The sequence below is a fragment of the Gilliamella sp. B2824 genome, from assembly GCF_026536245.1.
Taxonomy (GTDB): Bacteria; Pseudomonadota; Gammaproteobacteria; order Enterobacterales; family Orbaceae; genus Gilliamella.
The window spans coordinates 175,496-199,520 of record NZ_JAFNON010000003.1; the positions used below are offsets into that span (position 1 = coordinate 175,496).

General features: G+C 33.7%; 21 protein-coding genes, 1 tRNA gene and 1 pseudogene. 3 read left to right on the top strand and 20 right to left on the bottom strand.

All coding sequences use genetic code 11. From position 1 onward, the window contains the following. Positions 1-2 precede the first annotated feature (2 nt). Genes purF through accD form a run of 5 tightly spaced genes read right to left on the bottom strand, consistent with a single transcriptional unit; the run spans position 3 to position 4,853 of the window. A complete protein-coding gene (gene purF / locus J3U56_RS04480; RefSeq protein WP_267366841.1) occupies positions 3-1,529 on the bottom strand; it encodes an amidophosphoribosyltransferase in 1,527 nt (508 codons plus the stop codon). An 18-nt stretch (positions 1,530-1,547) separates the two neighbouring features. Beyond that, positions 1,548-2,033: a CvpA family protein gene (locus tag J3U56_RS04485; RefSeq protein WP_065634277.1), complete on the bottom strand. Its 486-nt coding sequence runs from the start codon at positions 2,031-2,033 to the stop codon at positions 1,548-1,550. Positions 2,034-2,089: 56 nt separating this feature from the next. Beyond that, positions 2,090-2,680 carry an SPOR domain-containing protein gene (locus J3U56_RS04490; protein ID WP_267366843.1) on the bottom strand — a complete coding sequence of 197 codons (591 nt, stop codon included), beginning with the start codon at positions 2,678-2,680 and terminating at the stop codon, positions 2,090-2,092. Positions 2,681-2,684: 4 nt separating this feature from the next. Continuing rightward, complete coding sequence (gene folC, locus J3U56_RS04495; protein WP_267366845.1) at positions 2,685-3,962, bottom strand: bifunctional tetrahydrofolate synthase/dihydrofolate synthase; 1,278 nt, start codon at positions 3,960-3,962, stop codon at positions 2,685-2,687. Beyond that, entirely contained in the window at positions 3,963-4,853 is an 891-nt protein-coding gene (accD, locus tag J3U56_RS04500; protein ID WP_065634214.1) for an acetyl-CoA carboxylase, carboxyltransferase subunit beta, read from the bottom strand. A gap of 311 nt (positions 4,854-5,164) precedes the next feature. Here accD and tmaR point away from each other — a divergent pair, with 311 nt between their 5' ends. Then, a complete protein-coding gene (tmaR, locus tag J3U56_RS04505) occupies positions 5,165-5,485 on the top strand; it encodes a PTS system regulator TmaR (RefSeq protein WP_065634215.1) in 321 nt (106 codons plus the stop codon). 50 nt (positions 5,486-5,535) lie between these two features. On the opposite strand, the gene yciH is transcribed toward tmaR, so the two are convergent. The 8 genes from yciH to J3U56_RS04545 all read right to left on the bottom strand — a co-directional run bounded on the left by yciH (position 5,536) and on the right by J3U56_RS04545 (position 14,284). Further along, a complete protein-coding gene (gene yciH / locus J3U56_RS04510; protein WP_267347534.1) occupies positions 5,536-5,856 on the bottom strand; it encodes a stress response translation initiation inhibitor YciH in 321 nt (106 codons plus the stop codon). 7 nt (positions 5,857-5,863) lie between these two features. Next, complete coding sequence (gene pyrF, locus J3U56_RS04515; protein WP_065634217.1) at positions 5,864-6,568, bottom strand: orotidine-5'-phosphate decarboxylase; 705 nt, start codon at positions 6,566-6,568, stop codon at positions 5,864-5,866. Between the two features lie 34 nt (positions 6,569-6,602). Beyond that, positions 6,603-7,778, bottom strand: coding sequence for a GDSL-type esterase/lipase family protein (locus J3U56_RS04520; RefSeq protein WP_267333627.1), 1,176 nt, complete (start codon positions 7,776-7,778; stop codon positions 6,603-6,605). Beyond that, a complete protein-coding gene (locus J3U56_RS04525) occupies positions 7,771-9,081 on the bottom strand; it encodes a DUF459 domain-containing protein (protein ID WP_267366847.1) in 1,311 nt (436 codons plus the stop codon). The genes J3U56_RS04520 and J3U56_RS04525 overlap by 8 nt, the downstream gene beginning before the upstream one ends. An 18-nt stretch (positions 9,082-9,099) precedes the next feature. Beyond that, positions 9,100-10,500 (bottom strand): MBOAT family O-acyltransferase, encoded by a 1,401-nt coding sequence (locus tag J3U56_RS04530; RefSeq protein WP_267343994.1) that lies wholly within the window; start codon positions 10,498-10,500, stop codon positions 9,100-9,102. 63 nt (positions 10,501-10,563) lie between these two features. Further along, the gene (gene holB, locus J3U56_RS04535; protein ID WP_267343995.1) at positions 10,564-11,550 is read right to left on the bottom strand and encodes a DNA polymerase III subunit delta'; all 987 of its coding nucleotides are present in this window, start codon (positions 11,548-11,550) and stop codon (positions 10,564-10,566) included. 7 nt (positions 11,551-11,557) lie between these two features. Beyond that, positions 11,558-12,190, bottom strand: a complete 633-nt coding sequence (gene tmk / locus J3U56_RS04540) for a dTMP kinase (RefSeq protein ID WP_065634222.1) — start codon at positions 12,188-12,190, stop codon at positions 11,558-11,560. 75 nt (positions 12,191-12,265) lie between these two features. After that, positions 12,266-14,284, bottom strand: a complete 2,019-nt coding sequence (locus J3U56_RS04545) for a KUP/HAK/KT family potassium transporter (protein WP_267347531.1) — start codon at positions 14,282-14,284, stop codon at positions 12,266-12,268. 622 nt (positions 14,285-14,906) lie between these two features. On the opposite strand from J3U56_RS04545, the gene J3U56_RS04550 reads away from it, so the two are divergent. Continuing rightward, positions 14,907-15,311 (top strand): hypothetical protein, encoded by a 405-nt coding sequence (locus tag J3U56_RS04550; RefSeq protein ID WP_267343997.1) that lies wholly within the window; start codon positions 14,907-14,909, stop codon positions 15,309-15,311. 14 nt (positions 15,312-15,325) lie between these two features. Continuing rightward, the gene (gene frdD, locus J3U56_RS04555) at positions 15,326-15,694 is read left to right on the top strand and encodes a fumarate reductase subunit FrdD (protein WP_267333633.1); all 369 of its coding nucleotides are present in this window, start codon (positions 15,326-15,328) and stop codon (positions 15,692-15,694) included. Between the two features lie 70 nt (positions 15,695-15,764). Here the strand turns inward: frdD and J3U56_RS04560 are convergent, their stop codons facing one another. From J3U56_RS04560 to J3U56_RS04590, 7 genes and pseudogenes are all read right to left on the bottom strand, one after another. Further along, the gene (locus J3U56_RS04560; RefSeq protein WP_267343999.1) at positions 15,765-16,628 is read right to left on the bottom strand and encodes a hypothetical protein; all 864 of its coding nucleotides are present in this window, start codon (positions 16,626-16,628) and stop codon (positions 15,765-15,767) included. Positions 16,629-16,835: 207 nt separating this feature from the next. Next, a pseudogene (yejF, locus tag J3U56_RS04565) lies at positions 16,836-18,410 on the bottom strand (microcin C ABC transporter ATP-binding protein YejF); the annotation flags it as partial. After that, positions 18,407-19,438 (bottom strand): ABC transporter permease, encoded by a 1,032-nt coding sequence (locus tag J3U56_RS04570; RefSeq protein ID WP_267333636.1) that lies wholly within the window; start codon positions 19,436-19,438, stop codon positions 18,407-18,409. The pseudogene yejF and the gene J3U56_RS04570, both read right to left, overlap by 4 nt. After that, a complete protein-coding gene (locus J3U56_RS04575; protein WP_267347529.1) occupies positions 19,438-20,526 on the bottom strand; it encodes a microcin C ABC transporter permease YejB in 1,089 nt (362 codons plus the stop codon). Before J3U56_RS04575 ends, J3U56_RS04570 begins: the two co-directional genes overlap by 1 nt. A gap of 1 nt (position 20,527) precedes the next feature. Continuing rightward, positions 20,528-22,483, bottom strand: coding sequence for an extracellular solute-binding protein (locus J3U56_RS04580; protein ID WP_267333638.1), 1,956 nt, complete (start codon positions 22,481-22,483; stop codon positions 20,528-20,530). A 723-nt stretch (positions 22,484-23,206) separates the two neighbouring features. Then, positions 23,207-23,695, bottom strand: coding sequence for a hypothetical protein (locus J3U56_RS04585; protein WP_267344001.1), 489 nt, complete (start codon positions 23,693-23,695; stop codon positions 23,207-23,209). 211 nt (positions 23,696-23,906) lie between these two features. Next, positions 23,907-23,982: transfer RNA gene (locus J3U56_RS04590), tRNA-Ala, on the bottom strand. Positions 23,983-24,025: the final 43 nt, after the last annotated feature.

A 24,025-nucleotide genomic window follows, 5' to 3' on the forward strand; every position in this document is an offset into this window, starting at 1 on the left:
GATCAATTATACGATTGATCTTCATTATAAATTTCTAAATTTTCCGATTCCTTTTGGCAAAACACTTTTTTATCATCGTTGCGTTTTTTTTCTAAAAGTGACAAATAAGTATCATTTATACCTTGAGTAATATACTTGCCATCAAAGACCGAACATTCAAAATGAGTAATGTTAGGATTTAATTCTCGTATCGCAGCAATTAAATCATTAAGGTTTTGGAAAATAAGTTTATCTGCACCAATATCTTTAGCGATTTGATCAACGTTACGATTATAAGCAATAAGTTCTCTGGCAACAGGCATATCGATGCCATAAACATTAGGGTGTCTTATTTCTGGTGCAGCCGAAGCCAAATACACTTTTTTAGCACCACAAGAGCGTACCATTTGAAGTATCTTTTCTGACGTAGTGCCTCGTACAATTGAATCATCTACCAGAAGAACATTTTTTCCTTCAAATTCTATACGATTGGCGTTGAGCTTTCTTCTTACTGAAAGTTTACGTGCACTTTGCCCTGGCATAATAAATGTACGACCAATATAACGATTTTTAACAAATCCTTGTCGATAAGGTTTATTTAAAATGCGTGCAATTTCGAGCGCAGCATCACATGAGGTTTCAGGAATGGGAATAACGACATCAATATCGATATCTTTCCATTCTCTCGCTACTTTTTGACCTAACTTTTGCCCCATTAAAATGCGAGATTGATAAACAGATACCCCATTCATTAGCGAATCAGGTCGGGCAAAATAGACATATTCAAAAATACATGGATAATATTGGGGGTTATCTGCACATTGTTGTGCATAAAATTGGCCATCTTGGGTAATGTAAATAGCTTCCCCTGGTTCAACATCACGCATCAATTCAAAATCAAGAATATCTAATGCAACGCTTTCTGAAGCAACCATATATTCAGTTTTACCATTATCAAGTACGCGTTTTCCTATCACTAAAGGACGAATACCATATGGATCACGAAAAGCAACAAGTCCATGTCCAATAATCATAGCAACACAGGCATAAGCACCCTGAATAATATTATGTACTTGATGAACAGCCTGAAAGATATTATCAGCCGTTAACGGGTAAGTTGGAAATTTATCCAGTTCATTAGCTAAAATATTTAATAAGACTTCTGAATCCGAATTAGTATTGATATGGCGGCGTGCAAGTTCAAATACTTTATGGCGTAATTGGTCGGTATTAGTCAAATTTCCATTGTGCGCAAGCGCAATACCGTAAGGTGAATTAACATAAAAGGGTTGAGCTTCGGATGGACTAGAACTACCTGCTGTAGGGTAACGAATATGACCTATACCCAGTTTGCCTTGAAGTCGTTGCATATGATGTTCTTGAAAAACATCTTTAACCAAACCATTAGCCTTACGTAGACGAAAGCGATTTTGCTCATCAATAGTAACGATTCCGGCCGCGTCTTGCCCTCGATGTTGTAACACCGTTAGAGCATCATAAATTGATTGATTAACTGTACTACATCCTACAATACCAACTACACCACACATATAACAATTACCTCAAATCTAATGCGCTAAAAAAGAAGACGAATTTTGGATATAATCAAAAAACCAACGAATAATAAAATGAAAATGTGGAATAAGCTGAGACTGAGTCCAATATTGAGATTGTGATAAAGGAGTAAAAGTATCAATAAAGAAAAGTACTGCAGCAACGACTAAAATACCACGTAACACACCAAAACAAATTCCTAAAACGCGGTCTGTACCTGATAACCCCGTTTTTTGAACCAACTGACCAATAATATAAGACACTATAGTACAAACTAATAATGTAGCAATAAACAAAATAGCAATAGCAACCGCAATTTTAACCACATCACTATCAAAATAGGTCAAATACTGGGTAATATGAGAATAAAATCGGCTAGCAATAAAAAAAGCAAGTATCCAACTGATAAGGGATAACGCTTCTCGAACAAAACCTCGAACAATGCTAATTAATGCAGAAAAAACAATGACCCCAATAATCGTAAAATCAACCCAATTCATCATCATAATCACTCACAATCTTATGTTAAGAATTTATTTTATTATAGTTACTGTATTTAATTAGCCACTATAATACCTTTAAGTTTTGTCAAAGTATCTAGATCAACAATAACTTGTTCTGCTTGTTCTCTTTTAGCGTAAGGCCCAATCTGCAATTTAATAAGCTGGTTGGGTTCAGGATTTTTGGGAATTAGCCTAACGTTATAGTTATTTAATCGTAATAAAGCTACAAGCTCTTCTATTTTTTGTCTATTTTTTAACGCAGTAAGTTGAATCATGTAAGGTTTAGTTTCTTGACTTGATACAACTGACTTATTATTTACTGATGAAACACTATCATCACTTGTTGAAATATTATTTGAAGATAACGTATTTGAATTTTGGTCATCTTCCGGAATATAAGGAATATCAGCAACCTCATTATTTGGATTACCAAGTTGGCTTCCAGATTCAGTTGGTGATGTCATAACTTGATTTTGCTGGTTAACAATTTCAGGTTGTAAAATAGGCGTTGAAGAAATGGGTAAATTGGATTTATCGGTTAAAATCGATGGCGCTACTGCTGCTAAAATTAACAATAAAGTAGCAAAACCGACCCATCGATTTCGAACCCTATTTGGAGTGCTATTATTTTTTTTATTTTCCATAAAATTAATCATCAATTTCAGCTAAGACTGCAGATACCGTATGAAAAGATCCACATACCACAATAATATCATTTTTTTGAGCATCTTGAAGTGCTGCTCGGTAAGCATCACAAACATGATCAAATGTTAAAACGTTTTGGGCATTATTCTCGACTAAATATTGTTTTAATACATCACAACCACATCCTCGATCGCCATAAAGTGATGCACAATACCAAGCATCTCCATTTAATAACGACAATGTACCTTTGATATCCTTATCTTTCAACATGCCAATTACAAACAGGACTCGACCAATATCCTTATTTTCGGTTTTTAAAGAATTTAACTGATTAGCTAAATAATGAGCTGCATGAGGATTATGTGCAACGTCTAAAATAACAAGTGGATGAGTTTTTACAATTTGAAATCGTCCCGTTAGGCTTGCTTTACCTAATCCTTCATTTATTTGTTGCTCAGCAATCTTAAATGATGAATAATTTAGGGCTGCAATAGCAGTGGCTGCATTTGCTAACGGCACATGAGGAGTCGCTAAAGATGAATATTGACATTTATCAGAACAAAATTCCCAAACATTTTTATCTTTTTGCTCATAAGACCAATTTTGGTTTACCGCATATAAAGGACAATCGACAGCATTTGCCACATCAAAAATTGATTGAGGAATGTCTGGCTCCCCAACAATAGCAATACTTTTAGGCTTAAATATACCTGCTTTTTCTCGACCAATGCTTTCACGAGTATTACCTAAATAATCGACATGATCTATAGCTATCGAAGTAATAATAGCCACATCAGCATCAACAATATTAGTCGCATCAAAACGCCCACCTAACCCGACTTCTAAAATAACAACATCTAAATTGGCTTGCTTAAATTGATATAAAGCCGCAAGTGTTGCAAATTCAAAATAAGTCAGTGATATATCACCTCGAGCATTTTCAATTTCAATAAATGCATTTATTGTTTCTGCCTCGGTCGATTCTTGATTATTGATTCGTACGCGTTCAGTAAAACGTAAAAGGTGAGGAGAACTATACACACCTACTTGCATATCTGCTGCAAGCAATATCATTTCAAGTGTTTTACACGTTGTGCCTTTACCATTTGTTCCTGCAACAGTAAATACATAAGGAGCTGGTTGTAATAAGTTAAGCCTTTGAGCAACGGCTCTAACACGATCTAACCCCAAATCAATGGTCAATGGGTGTAGTTGCTCTAAATAACTAAGCCATGATTGTAAATCAGACTTAGCATTAGGTTTCGTATATTGTATGCTCACTTAATTTGTCTCGTTATTGGTGACATCATAAAAAGGGCTTGGTAATTTCATTAATTTAGCTAATAAACTGGCAATTTTAGAACGCATGTCTTTACGATGAATGATCATATCTAACGCGCCTTTTTCAAGTAAAAATTCGCTACGCTGAAAACCTTCAGGTAAGGTTTCACGTACAGTTTGCTGAATGACTCTGGGACCAGCAAAGCCAATTAATGCCTTAGGTTCAGCAATATTAATATCACCTAGCATAGCTAAACTTGCTGATACGCCGCCCATAGTAGGATCGGTCATCACCGAAATATAAGGTAAACCTTCATCTTGCATTTTAGCTAAAATTGCACTTGTTTTTGCCATTTGCATGAGTGAAAAAAGTGCTTCTTGCATGCGAGCACCACCACTAGTTGAAAAACAAATTAATGGGCATTTATCAGCAATGGCTTGTTCTGCTGCACGTGTAAATAAAGCTCCTACAACAGAAGACATTGACCCACCAATAAAAGCAAATTCAAAACAAGCTACCACAACAGGAATTCCCAATAAAGTGCCTTTCATTACAACCATAGCTTCTTTTTCGTGCGTTTCTTTTTGAGCCGCTAATAAGCGATCTTTATACTTTTTAGTATCTTTAAATTTTAGAATATCTTTAGGCGCTAATTCAGATCCAATTTCAACATCAGAACCTTCATCTAAAAACCGATATAATCTTACACGTGCAGGAATATGCATATGATGATCGCATTTAGGACATACCTCTAAGTTACGATCTAATTCAGCTTGATAAATAATTTGCTCACAGTTACTACATTTGGTCCAAACACCACCAGGAATATTCGCTTTTTTATGATCTGACGATATATTATTTTTACTTAGAATTTTCTCAATCCAGCTCATTATGATTCTCTCATTTGATACGCTTTTAGAAATATCGGGGTATTGTATAATATTTTGGAATAATTCTTAATAGTTGTTTTAACTTTTATCTTTTTAATCAATTTTTTTCGAAAATTATCTGCATTTAAATATAAAAATAATCAAAATAAAAGCTATAAAAGATAAATATATCTATAACAGCATAATGACGAAATAAAATCACCATACCATCGTGATAACATTAAAAATATAATTAATATGATCTTGAAAAATTATTAGTATATAATTGCCTTTAATATATTTTTCCATTTTTTTGAAATAAGGGGTTACAGATGGACAAGGAAAAAGCAAGCGCACCATCGTTTCAAGATGTTTTAGAGTACATTCGTCTATCACGTCGATTAAATAAATTAAAACGTGAAATAGCAGACAACGAGAAAAAGATTCGTGACAACCAAAAACGCGTTCTATTACTTGAAAACTTAAGTGAATATATTAAGCCTGATATGACATACGAAGAGCTTCAAGCGATTATTGCTAACATGAAAAGTGACTATGATGATCGTGTTGATGATTATATTATCAAAAATGCTGAAATTTCTAAAGAACGCCGTGATATTAGCAAAAAAATGCGAACATATCGCTCAAATTAATTGCAATTAAATAACTCCCACAATGGGAGTTATTTTTTTAGCTAATAACGTTAACCACCTGCTAGTTTTACCTTAAAACCTTTTTCTTCTAACAATGTTTTCAGTAAATCTCGTTTATCACCTTGAATCTCGATGATTTCATCTTTGATAGACCCACCACAACCACAGCGTTTTTTAAGTTCTGCTGCTAACTTTGATAATTGGGCATCATCCAAATCAAAACCCGAAATCACACAAACACCCTTGCCTTTACGCCCCGAAGTTTGCCGTTGAATACGAATAATACCATCACCTTTATCACGAGATAATTGTGTCTCTTTCGGTTTTATTCGACCTTTATCGGTTGAATATACAACTAGATTATCAGACATGCTTTGCTTAGCTCTTAGTTAAATCAAGTGTAGTTAAAATAGACTGTAATGCCTTAGCAGGATCTTCAGCTTGAGTAATTGGTCGACCAATGACAAGATAATCAGCACCTGCAGCTTGAGCTCGTTGAGGCGTCATGATACGACGTTGATCATCTGGCGTCGAACCGGCTGGACGAATACCTGGAGTAACTAATTTAAAATCACTGCCAAGCCGAGTTCTAAAACTTTGAACTTCTTTCGCCGAACATACGACGCCATCAAGCCCACAATTCTTAGCTAGTATAGCTAATTTTGTCGCCTGTTCTAAAGGTGAAACATGAATACCAATTTCTTGAAGATCAGAAGACTCCATACTCGTCAATACTGTCACTGCAATTAATATTGGTGCTTGTTTACCATAAGGATAAAGTGCATCTTTTGCTGCTTGCATCATGCGAGCACCACCACTTGCGTGTACATTAGTCATCCAAACCCCTAAATCGGCAGCGGCAGAGACGGCTTTAGCTACCGTATTTGGAATATCATGAAATTTAAGATCTAAAAAAATATCAAAGCCTTTATTCATAATTTGTTTAATAAATTCAGGCCCGGCATGGGTAAATAACTCTTTGCCAATTTTAAGACGGCAATCTTTTGGATCAACACGATCAATAAAATTCCATGCTGATTTAACATCAGCAAAATCAACAGCAACAATAATTGGAGATGACATAACTTAGTTATTCCTTTTTAGTCTTAAATTTTGTCTATTTTTTTTGTACAAAGTCATTCAAATCAGCATAAAACATTCGAGCACTCTCTTTATAACCTTGTAATGTTTGATGAACTAAATCTGCACGAGCCAGTCCCCGCTGTCGCCACTCTTTAACTGCAAATTTACCCCCCATTGCCAGTTGCCAATCCCAAAATAATGTCTTTTCGGATTTAGCGACTTGTCTTTGAATATTTTTAATTGTTGAAAAAGATTTCGGGGTATCTTTTTCATTCGCCATGGTATCTGGAGGTGACATTAATAAAATCGTTGCATCAGGCAAAGATTTACGAATTTGTCTTATACTATTCACTAAATTTTTGCGATAAGCAGTAGGATCTAACGTTTCATCAAAACTCTCATTTGTTCCATATTCAAGAATCACTAAATCAGTTTTTGATAAAGCTAATTCTTTAAACCAATTAGGGCTCCATTTTTGCCATATGGTTTGCTTAGCGCCATTAGTGGCTATAGCCGATACAACTACGCCAGGTTGTTGATAACGCGTTAACCATATTCCACCGAGTTCAACATCATTTTGCCCTTTTATCATTAAAGGCATTTTCGACACAATAGAAGCCGTTTGCCACACATTCGCTTGAGGCACATAATTAAAATTAATCTTTTTATTATTAACATCATAAATTCCAAATACATTAGGCGTATTTTTTGATGTTTTAAAAGTGAATTTTACTTGCCAATCTTTATTGGCTAATGATTTTGGTGAAATTTGTATTACAGCAGAATCCTTCAACGGTTTGGCAATAAACCCCCCCATAGGAAAATCTAAATTGCTTAGTGTTCTACTACTTAATACATCCCAATTTTTATTTTTCCAGGTAACCGCTGCATGGCTTTGTCCTTTAATTGCAACAGGCGTTATCCAGCCAATACCCGCATCACCATATTTTCCTTGCATTAACGTTCTAAATTCACCAGTGAAAAAATCTGCTGCGGTATGCGAATCACCAAATTGGGTTATATTAACAACATCATCGCTATTTCTGTTCGCTGCTAACGATTTTAACCGTGTTGCAAATTGTTTAGCGTTGGGATCGCCAAAATCAATAATCCCCGATACAGTTGTTGTGGTCGTACTTTCTGCTACACTACATCCAACAGTGAATGTCACCGCAATAATAGCTAGAATATACTTTAAAAACTTAATCACTATGGGTACCCTCTAATTCTTTAAAAATTATTTTTTCCATAATGGCCTTTGCCAGAATTTTTTGGCCAGTTGGTGTAAAATGAACCCCATCATCCACCCTTACTTTTATTTTTTCATTATTTGTTTCAATAAAACTATTGAATTTTTCGTATGTACAACCAAGTAACTCATTGGTTGTTAAAAAATGCTGTTGCGTTTTGTCAATCTCAGATTTATATAATGTATTAAGGTAAACCATGCCATCATTTAATTTAGGTTTACGCATACATGGTGCAGCTAGCCAAAGCACTTGTATATGATGTTCACGAGCATTACTCAAAATATTGGCTATACGTAAACGGTATTGTTCTTCCCATAATTCAGATTTGAATTTCGCGTATTTAGCGTATCCTTTAACGGGAAAATCCCAAGGGTCATTAGGCCCTAAAAAAACCACAAGCAGCTTTATTGTAGGATCGTCGGCTAGTGTATCACTAATAGTTTTTGGCCAATCAAAAGCATTGGGATAAGCAAGTCCGGTGCTTTGTTTACTCAAATCTATACTTTCTATTTTATACTGTTTGAATAACATTTTTTTAACATATGGTGCAACACCTTGCATTAATGAGTCACCCGCAAAAAAAACCTTATCATTTTCAGTTAAAACAATTGGCAACGGTTGATGAATCAACGGGACATCATGTATTTGAACTTTTGGTAATTCATCTTTTTCTTTTGCTGGTAATAACGTTGGCGCTTTGTTAGATTTTTCAAGTGGTTTTTTAATACTACTTTCAACCTGTTTATTTTTATCTGATAATGATTTATCTTTTGGTAAGATTTCATCTTTAATCTTATCTTTACTTAATCGTTTAATCGCATCAGGTTGAATAATTATAGGTTTAACAGTATGGCTTTGCTCTATTGGATTTACATTTTTATTAACTTGTGGTTCATGTTTACTATCTTTTGTTATAGTTGAATCTTGGGTTTGAGCTATAGCATCTTCACTCGATTCTTCACCTTGTTCTTCTGGAAAAGAGTCTTGTATTAAAGTATTAGAATGAAATAGATCAGAATGGTAAGTTTGCTGCCAATAAATCAGTATTGATTTATAATAAAGCACCATTAAAGCTATTCCAGTTACAAACAATAAAATAAAAATATATCTTGCTGATAAACAAGTATTGATATTTACCGCAACATCTCTCTTTTTATAAGACTTATTAGCTACTTCTTTTTTATTGATCGTATTATGACGTCGCCGTTTCACATTCGATCTGTTTTTTTTCTTATTTTTAGAAAACGATTTCTTATATAGCATAATGAGTTAACATCATAATTAAAAGTTAGCATAAATAAAGTTTGGCACACCTGATGGTGCAATATATATAGTAACCCACAATATCAAAATAAAAATGAAAGGCAAATACCATGGTTTTATTTTACCTAATTGCAAAGTAAACCAATCAGGAATATTTTTAAACAATGGATAAGTAAAAAATATAATACATATAAATAAAAAAGCACCAATATAATTGGGTTCAATAAAGAAGTTATGTGTTAATGCAGTTAAATAATCGATGGCATCAGGCAAACTTTCACTATTAAAAAATAGCCATGTAAAGCAGACATAATGCCAAGTAATTAACCTTGCTATTATTGGTGAACGTGCAGTTATCCAATTTCGACCGAAATAACGATCACCAATATTAAGGACAATAATACCTATGCCATGACACGCACCCCAAATGATAAAGTTAATGCCTGCTCCATGCCATAACCCAGATAATAACATCGCTAACAAGACATTTATTTGTGTACGAATAAATCCTTTTCGACTACCACCTAGTGGTATATAAATATAATCACGAATCCAATGTGATAAACTGATGTGCCAACGATCCCAAAATTCACGTAAATTCAGAGCTAAATAAGGAAAGTTGAAGTTGATTGGTAAACGAAAACCTAATAATAAAGCTATTGCTGTCACTAAATCGGTATAACCAGAAAAATTCAAATAGATTTGCATTGCATAACCATAAAGGCCCACTAACAAATCAATAACATTAAATTCCAATGGATTAGCAAAAATTGGTTTTACCCAGTTTTCACTAACTAAACCACCTAAACAATACACTTTAATCACGGCTAAAATTATTAAAGTAAAAGCTCGAAACGGTTGTAATATTTCACGAGGTTGACTCACCGCAATTTGAGGCAGGAAATCTTTAGCACGATTAATTGGACCGGCAATAATACTAGGAAAAAAAGACAAAAACAGAGCAAAATCCCAAAATTTAGCTACAGGTAACGCTTTTTTTTGCACCGATACTAAGTAACTTACAGAATGAAAAGTATAAAATGAAATTCCGATTGGAATCAGTACGGTGATAACGGGTAATAAAATAGGTAAATGGCAAAAATTCAGTAATGCTTGTAATTCATATCGGAAAAAATCAAAATATTTAAATAAAGCTAAATTAATTATCGATACACACAAAGCCAAAATTAGCCATCGCTTTGCATGACGTTGTGATGAGGCAATAGCAAGTGAAAATAGATAAATAATGCAGGTGTAAACAAGCAAAATTAGCGCGAACTGCCAACTATAACTAGCAACAATCAAATAGCTTGCTATTAATAGTAATTTATTTTGTAAATTAGGTGAAAAACAGCATCCCCAATACAAAGCAAAGAAAGCAATAAAAAGTAGGCCAAATTCAATAGATAAATAACTCACAGTTATCCTTTTAACTTAAACATACATCAAACTAAAATGTAGTTACAAAATATAATTAGCTTATCATTGACTAATTAATTCCGATTGAGCAAGCACATTATAAACCATTAATTCTTTATTCAAACCTGTAACCGATAATAATAATATTCTTGCCTGCAACCATAAATCATAAAGAGCTAGAATTTTTTCATTATCCATTCTCGCCAATAACCTTACCAATGGCACCTGATCGCGATTAATAATAAAACGTCCCGCTTTTTGCTGTGCTTTTAAAGCATCACTTAACAAACTTGAAAACCAGATTATATATTCAATCACTTGCTCATTATTAAGTGTTTTGGCCAATTGCCAATAATCATTTTGTGGTAAAACGTTTAATAACTGCTCACAAAAAAGTTTTCGTTGTTGCCATTTTTCAGGCGCTAATAACGCTTCAGCTGTTATTGGTGCATTTTCGCTCAATAACAATGCACAGGCAAGTTCATTATCATTATACGGCTGAATGTGTTGTTTTTTTAACCACAAAACAGATTGTTCTAATTCAGGAACAGGTAAAAAATAACGAAAACACCGACTATGTATAGTCGGTAATAAATGACTATTATGCTCACTACTTAAAATAAAATAAGTATTTTCAGGGGGTTCTTCTAGCGTTTTTAATAATGCATTTGCTGCGGCCTCTGTCATTAATGCCGCATTCTCAATCCAAATAACTTTATTACCACCCTGTTGCGATTTTTCATAAATTTTAGTGGTAAGCGTTCGTATTTGATCGATACCGATGGATTGCTTCCCTTGCTCATTAGTGACTATATAAAAATCAGGATGATGCTGCGATAAAAATAATCGACAACTGTGACAGTTTAAACATGGCTCTAACTGATGTGACGATTGACACAACAAACGATTAGCAAGCAAACTAACAAACTTATCTTCGCCACTGCCTTGTACATAATTGATTAACCAAGCATGATGAGCTCGCTGATGTAAAATACTATCAGCTAATTGTTGATAAGGTAAAGAAAGCCAAGGATAATCATTAAAAATCATATATACATCAAACCTGTGTTGACAGCCATTGAGTTAATACTGTTTCAATCTGTTTAGTGACTACTTCAATTGATTGCGAAGCATCAATTGTTACAATAGTATTATCTTGTGCCGCAAGTGTTAAATAACGCTCGCGTATTCTATCAAAAAAAGATAAAGACTGTTGTTCAATCCGATCGAGTTCACCTCTTGATCTTGCGCGTAATAAACCAATTTTAGGTTCAATATCCAAATATAATGTCAAATCCGGTTTAAAATTGCCAAGCACCTGATCTTTTAATGTTTTAATAAAAACATCATCTAATTGACGACCACCACCTTGATAGGCTTGCGTCGACAAATCATGTCGATCACCTATCACCCAATTTCCCAATTTAAGTGCAGGCTTAATCACATTTTCAATCAGTTGAATGCGCGCAGCATATAACATCAATAATTCAGCTTTATCTGTCAAAGGTTCATTATCTAAACCATTTTTAATAATATTACGTAGTGCTTCTGCAATTGGCGTTCCACCAGGTTCACGAGTAAATTGAATATCGCCAACGTTATGCTGACTTAAAATATGAGCAACAGTATCAATTGCAGTGGTTTTACCAGCCCCTTCCAGTCCCTCGATGACAATAAATTTACCTGTCATATTCATTTCCTACTATATTAATGAACGTTTATTGAATAATGACTATTGTACGCTATTTTTTAATTTTCGTTGAATTCAATTATGATCGGTATCGGGTATGGCATCTGCAATATCCAGATCAGTTGTAATTCCCAACTGTGATTGCTCAATAAGTTGTTTTAACGTTTCACAGTCTGATTCATACTCGTTAGCAATCATTGGCACAAATTCAACTAATGTTAATGTTGGATCGATATCAAACATTTCAGCATCAGAGGTAAATTTCATTTTAATAAAAGAGTAAATAGCCAGCATTGGGCGATTGATAAAATTGACATCAACATTTCGTAATGTACGTTCAACAATAACGTATAAACTATCTCCTCGTTGATCTTTTATTGAAGGATAGCGTGATGACAAATTAACTAAATTTTGTTGCTCCATTCTAGTTGCAATTAATTGTACATATTGTTCAACGTGCATGTCGACTTTAAAACCAATATTTAAATCGATACGAAAAACTTTATATGGCACTAAAACTTCAACTTGATACTCAAATTTATAGGGTTCATCCATGCGATTAATTGAAACAAACCAATATGTATCAGCGCGTTTAGGTTTCCGTTCAAATAACGAGTAAGTGATTTTACTTTCAACTGCATGTAACCCTTGTGCTCGGGTTAAGTAAAAAAGATGGGTTGCGGTTTTATCAATAGTTTTATCATGGCTAATTGCTACAATTTTAGCTAAATATTCAGCATCTAATTTGACAAATGAATTATGCTCACGTTTCAAACGACGCCCGGTAAACCATGAGTACATAATAATAAATATAAAACCAGCAATTAAAATAGAGGCAAACCCACCATGGAAGAATTTTTGGATATTAGCGACAAAAAAACCAATTTCAATTACCATAAAAAATAATGTCAATGGGACACTATACCAAAGTGGCTTATTATTTTTCATAAAATAGAAGAATAACAATACAGTGGTCATCAACATGCTAAGAGTAATGGCTAATCCATAAGCCGCTTCTAAATTAATTGAGGATTGGAAGCTTATTACCATCAATGCAGAAAGGGTAAACAATATATAATTAATTGATCTTATATACATCTGGCCTTTAATCAGAGTTGGATATTTTACCCGAACATTTGGCCATAAATCCAATGAAATAGCTTCGCTAATTATGGTAAAGGCACCGCTGATTAAAGCTTGACACGCAATAAACGCAGCCAATGCCGACATAATAATTCCCGTTAATCTAAACCACTCTGGCATCATCATAAAAAATGGATTGACTTCAGGACCAATTATTTGCGGATGAGAAATCACCCACGCCGCTTGCCCCAAATAATTGATAATCAAGCAGCTCTTTACATATCCCCAAGAAATACGAATATTTTTCAGTCCGCAATGGCCTAAATCAGAATAAAGTGCTTCAGCCCCTGTTGTGCACATAAAAATAGCACCTAAGATAACTAGTGCATCGGGCGCTTCAATAATAAATCTTATCGCATACATAGGATTAAAAGCGGCTAACACATTCAAATGCGGCAATAATCGATACAGTCCTAAAATACCCAATGTTGAAAACCAAATCAGCATGCCAACGCCAAAAAATCGTCCTAAGGAGCCCGTGCCAAAAGGTTGGATAAAAAATAGTACTGCAATTAAAAGTAAGGTGACTGGAATGATTGGAATACTAGAATAAATAACATTTAGTCCTTCAATTGCAGTGATAATGGTAATAGCAGGTGTGATAGCGCCATCGGCTAGTAACGCTGCTGCCCCAATAATTGCAATAATAAATGTCCACTGGTAACGCCGCCGAATTAAAGCATATAAGGATAAAATTCCTCCTTCACCTTTATTATCGGCTCGCAATGTGATAATCACATATTTTAAGGTAGTTTGAATAGTCAATGTCCAAATTACACAAGACACGGCGCCCAAAATATAGAAAGGGTTTGCCCATTGATTATTAGGTAAACCATGAATGATAGACTTTAGCACATATAGTGGCGATGTACCGATATCCCCATAGACAATACCAATGGCACTAATAATACCCACAATTCCGACCGGAATTTTATGACTTGAGTTGTTCATTTTCGTTTAAATCAAAACATCCTTGTTATAACTAGCATAATATCGAGGATGCAAATAATATCGCGTTAGTAAGTTTTGTTGCTATATTATTCAATTATCCAAAAAATACAAATAATAATTAACCGTTGCATAAAATTTGTGACAGTTAATACTAAATTACATCTATCCTTAAAATAATTAACTATATCTTTATGAAAATATTTGATATTTTCTAAATTATTAATTCTAATAATCATCATTAATACAGATATTTTATTGGTGCAACTATATGAATAATAATGGTTGTTGTTTTTTTACTTCCATTATATCTTTTTAGGAAAAAATTAAGTAAATCGAAATAGTTTAGTATTCTGCTCTGTGTCATCTGACAAGATGTTTTCCATCTAGCTTTTATCAAATGAATAAAAGAATCTGTGTTTTTAATAACACAAGGTAAACGCACGATTCAATAACTTGTATTTGCGGCACGATATGCCAAGCCTAATCATAGTGAAAATCGCTATGATAAATAAGCTTAAATTAACGACATGAATTGGATTTACGATTATAATGAATAATCCAACTTCAAATTACACCAACATAATAAATTACCTAGTTTAAAATAGGCAATGTAAAGAAATTTATGAATAAAAAAAATAACAATCAATATCCTATAGAAAATTATCTTAATAATCTATCACCAAAACCGAATTGGCTATTATCTATCATACAAAAATTGGTCCCCTTTTCTATGATTTGGGTAAGTCTTGTATTAATGTACGGGGTCATTTGTATGTACACCAATATGATGGGGCAAGATGAGTTTTATCGTTTTATCTTTTTTTTACAAAGTCCTTTTGTGATTGTACTTAATTGTATTGCCTTGCTAGGAGCAATTTACCATTCAATACACTGGTTTAATTTAGCCCCAAATGTAGTTTTTTCGGCTAATTCAACTAAAACAACCAAATGTTACCTACTTACAGCAGGTTTATGGTTCGTTTCGATCATCATTTCAATTTGCTTACTGTTATTTATTTTAAGATAAACGGTCTTTACATCATGAAAAATCAACAAATCCAAACACAGCACTTAGAACAAAAAAAGCAAGGAAAGGTAGCAAAAGGATTGTTTGCTTTAGGAGGAATATGGGCAGCAATTTTTTCGCCAGTGATTATTATCATAATGGCTTATATTATTCCTTTTGGTGATGCAACAACGCGTTCTTATATCTTAAAAATAGCAAATACAGAAGTAGGGAAACTATTCTTATTTTTGATGATATCTCTACCTATTTGGTGTGGATTACAACAGATATTAACGATATTACATCAATTTAATATTTACCCAAAACGTGAAAAAATACTAACTTATGGGCTAGCTCTTGCCTGGACTTTACATGCAATTTATATTCTTTTTATACGAATATAAATCAAATAAAATTTTTATAATTAATAAAAAGGGTTATTTAATAAATAACCCTCAGTTAGAACGGTAAAGATCAGTAATAACTAATTTGCCTACTAATTTGAGTTTGTTTATCACTTTGATCGACTTTCACTTTACTGGCTGTAAGCCAATCGTTTTTATCATTAAACGTTAAAAAATGAGTCATATAATTTGCAACATTCTTACCACTTGACCAATAAGAAGTTTGTATTGAGCTTAAACGGTGATTATTATCAAACTGATATAAAAAATCATTTTCATTTTTCATATTGTTACTAAATTGATACAAAACTTTAGCCAATTGCTGTTGCTGGTAAGCAAAAGTATAAGATGAACCACCATTTTGATCTACACCAGTAAATTTTCCTTTTTCATCAACACCTTTAACTTTCCATTGTACATTTTTACTAATTAGACAATTATTCGCATCATACTGATAGCTGTCAGTTTCAATAAAGATAAAATCAACTGCTTTTTTGGCTTGTTGCGATTCAACAATTTTACCTTGGCTATCGGTTTTAAATTGAATGATACTATTTGTTCTATCTTCCACATCTTCAATAATATTTTCCCATCCAACATTGGTTTTTTGCAGATGTTCTGAATAAACGCGTTGATTTTCGTTTGAAAACAGCTCATATTGACTCTGTGTTATCAGTCCATTCGAGTCATAATCTAAGGTATGCTTAGCAGTAGAACTGATACTATTTCCCTTATCAAGTTTAGTTGCTATAGTGCGTATTTCTTGCTTAATACCTTTGGTTGGCAAATCAATATAATCTAAAATTTGAAAAATATAGTTATTGGCTGAAACCAAATTCTCAGCAGGATTATCGTTACAAGTCAAAGCGGTGGCATTTAACGAAATCAACGATAAGCATGGTGTGAATAAAAAAGGTAAAATATATTTATGCATGATTATCCTATAAAATGAATTAATTTATTAATCGTGTTATCAACTTGAAGTAATTTAATTATCGACATAGCGATGACTTTTTCCCATTAATAAAGCATCGGTCCAATCGACTTGTTCTTCTACTTTTGCCTCATTTTTATCTTTATTATTTACCATATCTGCATGAATAAATGTTTTATTTTTAGGTTTAAGTGGTTTATCTAAAAACGAAAGTAACGTTTTGGTATATTCATTTTGCGCAGAATAAAAGATCTTCTCTCGCGAGCCTTGCTCGACAATTTTACCCTCTTTCATCACAACCACTTGATGACACATTGAATAAACTAAGGCTAAATCATGACTAATAAATAGATAACTAAGCTGGTGCTTTTGCTGTAATGATTTGAGTAAATGAATTATTTGTTTTTGAATCGTATGATCTAAAGATGACGTAGGCTCATCTAGAATTAACAATTCAGGTTTTAAGATTAAAGCTCGCGCAATCGCTATTCGTTGACGTTGTCCCCCAGAAAACTCCGTTGGATAGCGGTATCGCATATTAGGATCAAGCCCGACTTCTTGCATTATATCGATTAATGCCTGCTCTTGTTCTGCTTTAGTCAATTTTTTATGAGTCGTTAAACCTTCACAAATAATCTGTTCTATATTAAAACGAGGATTGAGTGACGAAAATGGATCTTGGAATACCACTTGGATTCTGCTACGAAATGGCAGTAATTTTTTTCCCGTCAAATGTTGTATTGGATAACTATCAAATAAGATATCACCGTGTGATTTTATCAAACGCAACACCGCTAATGCGGTAGTTGTTTTACCCGAACCTGACTCCCCAACAATGCCAACTGTTTCACCTTGATGCACAGTAAAACCAACATTGTCGACAATTTTCTTTTTCTGGCTACTTAAAAGTCGTTTTTTAGTAGTCACTTCAACATCAAGATGATTAACATTCAATAATATTCCGGGTGTATCAGGTAATGGAACAGGATCGCCACTCGGTTCTGAATTAAGTAATGTTTGCGTATATGCATGTTCCGGCCGTAAAAAAATACGCTGCTTATTATTATATTCAACAATGTCACCTTGCTGCATAACAGCAACTTTATCGGCTAATTTTTTGACAATACCTAAATTATGAGAAATGAATAACATACTCATGTTTAACTCATTTTTTAGCTCTTTAAGTAACTGAATGATCTGTGCTTGTACTGATACATCTAATGCGGTTGTAGGTTCATCAGCAATCAATAATTTAGGATGAGTCAAAATTGCCATCGCAATCATCACTCGCTGCCGTTCGCCGCCAGACAATTGGTGGGGAAGAGCTGACAATTTATTTTTTGGATCTTTTATTCCAACTCGATCAAGGTATTGTAAAATTTCGCTTCGAGCAGCATTAGCGCGCATACCCCGGTGCAAAGATAATACTTCGTACAACTGTTTTTCTACCGTGTGTAGTGGGTTAAGCGATACCATGGGTTCTTGGAAAATCATACTGATTTGATTGCCGCGAATCTGACGAAGTACTTTATCAGGTGCATGTAGTAAAGATTGATCTTCAAACACAATATCACCGGTAGGGTAAGACACTAAGCTTTTAGGTAGCAAACGCAAAATAGACAAAGCGGTCACACTTTTACCCGAACCTGACTCACCGACTAATGCTAGCGTTTCTTGCTCGTCAATATCAAAACTTATATTATTTACCACTTGCAATAATGTGTTACTTTCATGTTTAAAAGCAATACTTAAATCCTCAACAGATAGTAAAGGAGAACTCATCGATACCCTCCTTTGTTAGGATCGAATGCATCTCTAACTGCTTCTCCAATAAAAATAAGCAGCGAAAGCAAAGTAGCAATAATCAAAAATGAACTAATACCAAGCCATGGAGCCTGCAAGTTATTTTTTCCTTGTAACAATAAACGCCCAAGTGAAGGGGAATCAATAGGCAAACCAAATCCCAAAAAATCAAGCGAGGTTAAAGTAGTAATTGAACCACATAAAATAAAAGGTAAAAATGTCAATGTTGCTACCATTGCATTCGGTAGAATATGACGAAACATAATTTTAACATCACCGACTCCCATGGCTTTAGCTGCACGTACATAGTCAAAATTACGTGTTCGTAAAAATTCAGTTCGTACAATACCCGATAAAGCCATCCAACCAAATAGTACCGTGATGGCCAATAACCACCAAAAATCAAGGGGCAAAATACTGGCAAGAAGAATAATGACAAACAACTCTGGTAATCCACACCAAATTTCAATAAAGCGTTGTCCGATTAAATCAATTTTACCACCGTAATAACCTTGTATAGCCCCAATAATTACCGCAATAATTGTGGTAAAAACGGTCAGTAAAATGGCAAAAAACATCGAAATACGAAAACCATATAAAATATTAGCAAGCACATCAAAACCTGCATCAGTTGTCCCTAACCAATGCGACGCTGAAGGTGGGGTTGGAAACGTCGTTGGCGTATCATAAATTAACGTATTATAACTATAGCGAAAAGGTGCCCATAAAATCCAACCATTAGATTCTATTTTTTGTTGTACTTTTGGATCTAAATAATTTGTTTGAGTGCTAAATTGTCCACCAAATTCAGTTTCGGGATAAAAGTGAAAAATAGGCGAATAATAGTTATCTTGGTATTTGATAAAAATCGGTCTATCATTGGCGATAAAATCAGAAAACAAGCTAATAACAAACAACAAAGAAAACAGCCAAAGCGAATAGTATCCACGTCGATTATGTTTAAATCGTTGCCAACGTTGCTGATTAATAGAATAATGGCTGTTCATCAGTTGCGTGCCTCAAAGTCAATGCGTGGATCGATTATCATATAAGATAAATCAGATAACAGTTTGGCAATTAGCCCAATTAACGTAAATATATATAGTGATCCAAAAATGACTGGGTAATCACGTTGAATAATGGCTTCATAGCCTAATAGCCCAAGCCCATTGAGTGAAAAAATAATTTCGATCAATAACGAACCGGTAAATAAAATGCCAACAAAGGCAGCAGGAAAACCTGACACAATTAATAGTGTCGCATTACGAAACACATGTTTATATAAAATTTGTCGTTCACTTAAACCTTTTGCTCTTGCGGTAATCACATATTGTTTACGAATTTCATCTAAAAATGAATTCTTAGTTAGCATAGTCAGTGAAGCAAAACCACTAATAACCATCGCAATAGTCGGTAGGCAAATATGCCATGCGTAATCTTTTACTTTTCCCCAAAAATCGAGTTGCTCAAAATGCGTTGAAACTAACCCACGCAATGGAAAAATATCCCAATAACTACCGCCCGCAAATAATATTATTAACAATACAGCGAGTAAAAAAGCAGGTATTGCATATCCTATAATGATTAATGTACTTGACCAAAAATCAAATACCGAGCCATCTTTAACAGCTTTTTTGATACCTAAAGGAATTGAAATAAGGTAAACAATCAATGTGCTCCAAAGACCAAGCGAAATCGAAACCGGTAAACTTTTAGCAATTAAACCTAATACCGATTCACTTTTAAAAAAGCTGTCACCAAAATCAAATAACACGTATTTTTTTAAAGTATCAAAATAACGTTCAATAATGGGTTTATCAAAGCCATACTGTTTTTCAATCATTGCAACAATTTGTGGATCAAGCCCGCGCGCCCCACGATAATTAGACTCATTTTTATGCTGTGATAATTTTACCGCTGCATTATCACCCCCCGGTAATAATGCTTGACCAGAATCTGGACCATTTTCAATCATCGCTAGTGCTTGATCGACCGGACCACCAGGTGCAATTTGTACAATAAAAAAGTTGATCGTTAAAATCACAAACAACGTTGGAATAATCAATAATAAACGACGAATAAGATAATTGAGCATATTAATGTTTCCGATTCTTTGTCAGGTTAGCTGCTTTGTCAGCATCGTACCACCAACTATCGACACCAATAGCGTAAGTTGGCTGAATCGCTGGCTGCCCAAATTTGTTCCAATAAGCATAATAGGTTTTACTGTTATACCACATTGGAATCATAGGATACTCTTGCGTTAAGATGCGATCTAGCGCTCGACCAAGCGAAATTAACTCAGCTTGATTACCAACATTCTTAGTTATTTCATCAATAATACTATCGATTGCTTGGTTATGTAGTCCTGAACCATTCCATGATGAATTGAGATACTCACTACCCCATAAAATCATCAAATCTGATGTTGGATAATTAAACGCATTATAAGTCCGTGGCATCATATCGTAATCGCGTTCACGTAAGCGACGAGTCACTTGAGTGTAATCAAGTGAAACAATCTTCATGGTAATACCTAAACGGGCTAAATTTTGCTGAAAAGGAATAGCATATTTAATATCATCGCCAAGATAGGTAACCAATTCAAACTCAAAAGGCTGATTGGTTGTTGTATTCACTAGTTGACCATTTTTGATAATCCATCCCGCTTGTTTTAATAATTCAGCTGCAGTTAATAAATTATTGCGATTAAAACCCTGACCATCACTTTTAGGCACATAATAAGCATCACCAAACACAGCATCGGGAATAATGTTTTTATACGGCATTAACCACTTTAATTCTTGTTCGCTTGGCTTACCAATCGCTGCATAAATGGTATTTTCGAAAAAACTATAAGGCCTTTTATAACTATCGTAATAAAAAGCGTGATTTAACCATTCAAAATCAAATGCCAGCGTAATGGCTTTACGTACATTAATATCTTTAAACAGATCTTTTTGCAAGTTAAACGCTAACCATTTGCTATCGGTTGCTGTTTGTACAGATTTTTCTTGTTTGATAATATCCTTGGCATCAAAATACTGCCCCTGATATTGGGTAAACCAATTTTTGGGTTGGCCTTCTCCACGAAAATCATACTCACCGGCTTTAAATGCTTCTAACGAAACACTGCTATCCATATAATACTCAATACGTTTTTCATCAAAATTATTCATTCCCCTATTTACCGGTAAATCCACAGCCCAATAATTAGGGTTACGTTTATACACAACAAATTGTCCCATTTTATAATCGCTAATAAAATAAGGACCACTGCCAACTGGAGGAATAGTTAATGGTTCTGAAAAATTACGATCTTGCCAAAAATGTTTTGGAATAACCGGCAGATTACCAACGAAGGATAGCAATTTTTCACGATCGCTTGCTGGTAGCTCAACGCGCAAATGATAATTATCAATAGCGTTAACACTAATGCCCTGATTATATACTCGATACTGTGGAACACCTTCTGTCATAAATTTATGAAAGGTAAATTCAACATCTTGTGCGGTTATAGGTTTTCCATCTTGAAAACGTGCCTTGGGGTTAATTGAAACTTCAGCCCAACGATATTTGTCGGAATAAGTAATCGAGGTAGCAATAAGCGGATAAAAACTTGTAATATCATCAGCTAAATTTGTGAACAAAGTATCATATAATGATCCTGAGTTTTTTTCGGGGGCTCCTCGACTAGCATAACGATTAAAATTATCAAAAGTACCAATTTCTGCTAATTTAATTATGCCACCTTTTGGCGCATAAGGATTAACGTAATTAACATATTGAAAACCATCGTGATATTTAGGTTCACCTAATAGCGAAAAAACAGTTTGGTGATAAATTTTTTCAGTTACTGGCTTTGGACCAACAAAATCTATTAAGTTATTGTCATTAGATTCATTTATTGAAAGTACATTCGGTGCAGCGTTGCTTTGGGGTATATTTTGTTGATTTTCTTGAGCATTAACCGCTAACGAACACATGACCAACCCACTCATACAACTTGATACAAGTATTGTAGATAATTTTTGTTTGATTTGGTTGATCATCCTAATGCTATTCCTATTCAATTAGCTTAATAAATAGTTTTAAGCTTAACACTTTTATCAAAATTATAGAGTTAATAGACTATTGATAATAATGTTATCTATTTTGCCAAACTTCCATTAAATGAGCAAAATTAAATTATTCAATTTAATCATAAATGCCGACAATAACATCAATCAATTTTCGTTATCATGATAACGTCGCTATATTAAGTTTATTTAGTAAACACTAAAATTAAATAGGGTGTTATATCTTGTGCTATAGCAGTATTTAAATCTCATTATCCATGATCAACCGTAATAATTGATAAAGTTAGCCATAGTACATAATAATTAAAATAACATTTGAAATTAAATAATATTATGGATACAGGTGAAAAGAGTATGTATTTGCCGGAGTCTATGTAGATTGTTAACAATATCAATTGAAATATGTTAATAAGAATAGACGAATCTTTAGTGCGCAAATAACAATAACATTTTGTGCAGTTATTTAACACTAATTTAGTGAGCAACCACAACAATGATAAAAATGATAAGATATTCTATGTAGCTAAATGCGTTATACAATTTAACAATATGATCAAATACTCAATATAAAAAATTTCGATATCAAAAAATTTCGCGTAAGTTAATATAATTAAAGATTAAAAAATTAGATTTATTAAATTTTATCTACATTATATTAACTTAGCGACCAACCAATAAAATGAACCGGTAATATTATTAATAAAGACTTAAATCAGATTGCCAAAGAATATAAGGATCATAATCATCATCACCATTCGGTAAAGCACCTGTCAGTGGCGTTTGTAAAAAGTCAGTTTCATTTAATTGATTATTATCAATATATTCAATCTTCCATATCAGTAAATCTTTTCTATTTTCGGGTTTATCTAAATTACTTGTGATATGAGATAAAGCGTTGTGATAAATGATTTGCCGCCAACACTCATCAGTATTTTTAATACAATATTTAATACTAATTGGTTGGTATTTTTTACCCTCTTTGATTAAAACAGGAACCGCTTTTTGTTCTTGATCATCAACAAAAAAAGACAAAAATAAATCATTAGCTAATTGAGCTTTATATTCAGTAAATTTAGGATTACTGGAGGATGAAGGCTGTTTTTTAAAACTTTCTTGTAGTGAATCAGCATAACTATAACTAATACATGTCATAAACAAGAAAAATACTGATATGAATTTTTTCATAAGATATTCCTTTTGTTAGATTAGTAAAATAATTGAATATTAATAGACGGAGTATCTGACAAAATTACAATATAGTTGCCGTTAAGCTATATAAAAATAGTAATTGAAATGGTAACTCACGAACTAAAATAATAATCAAAGAAAAGCAGTTATAAGCTTTGTAAGCTTTATATACCCAAAATCAATATTAAAATTTTATTAAATATTGAATTGGTGGAGCCAAGGGGGATCGAACCCCTGACCTCAACGCTGCCAGCGTTGCGCTCTCCCAGCTGAGCTATGGCCCCATATAGAAAGGGATAAAAACTGGTGGTAATGATATGCAACTAG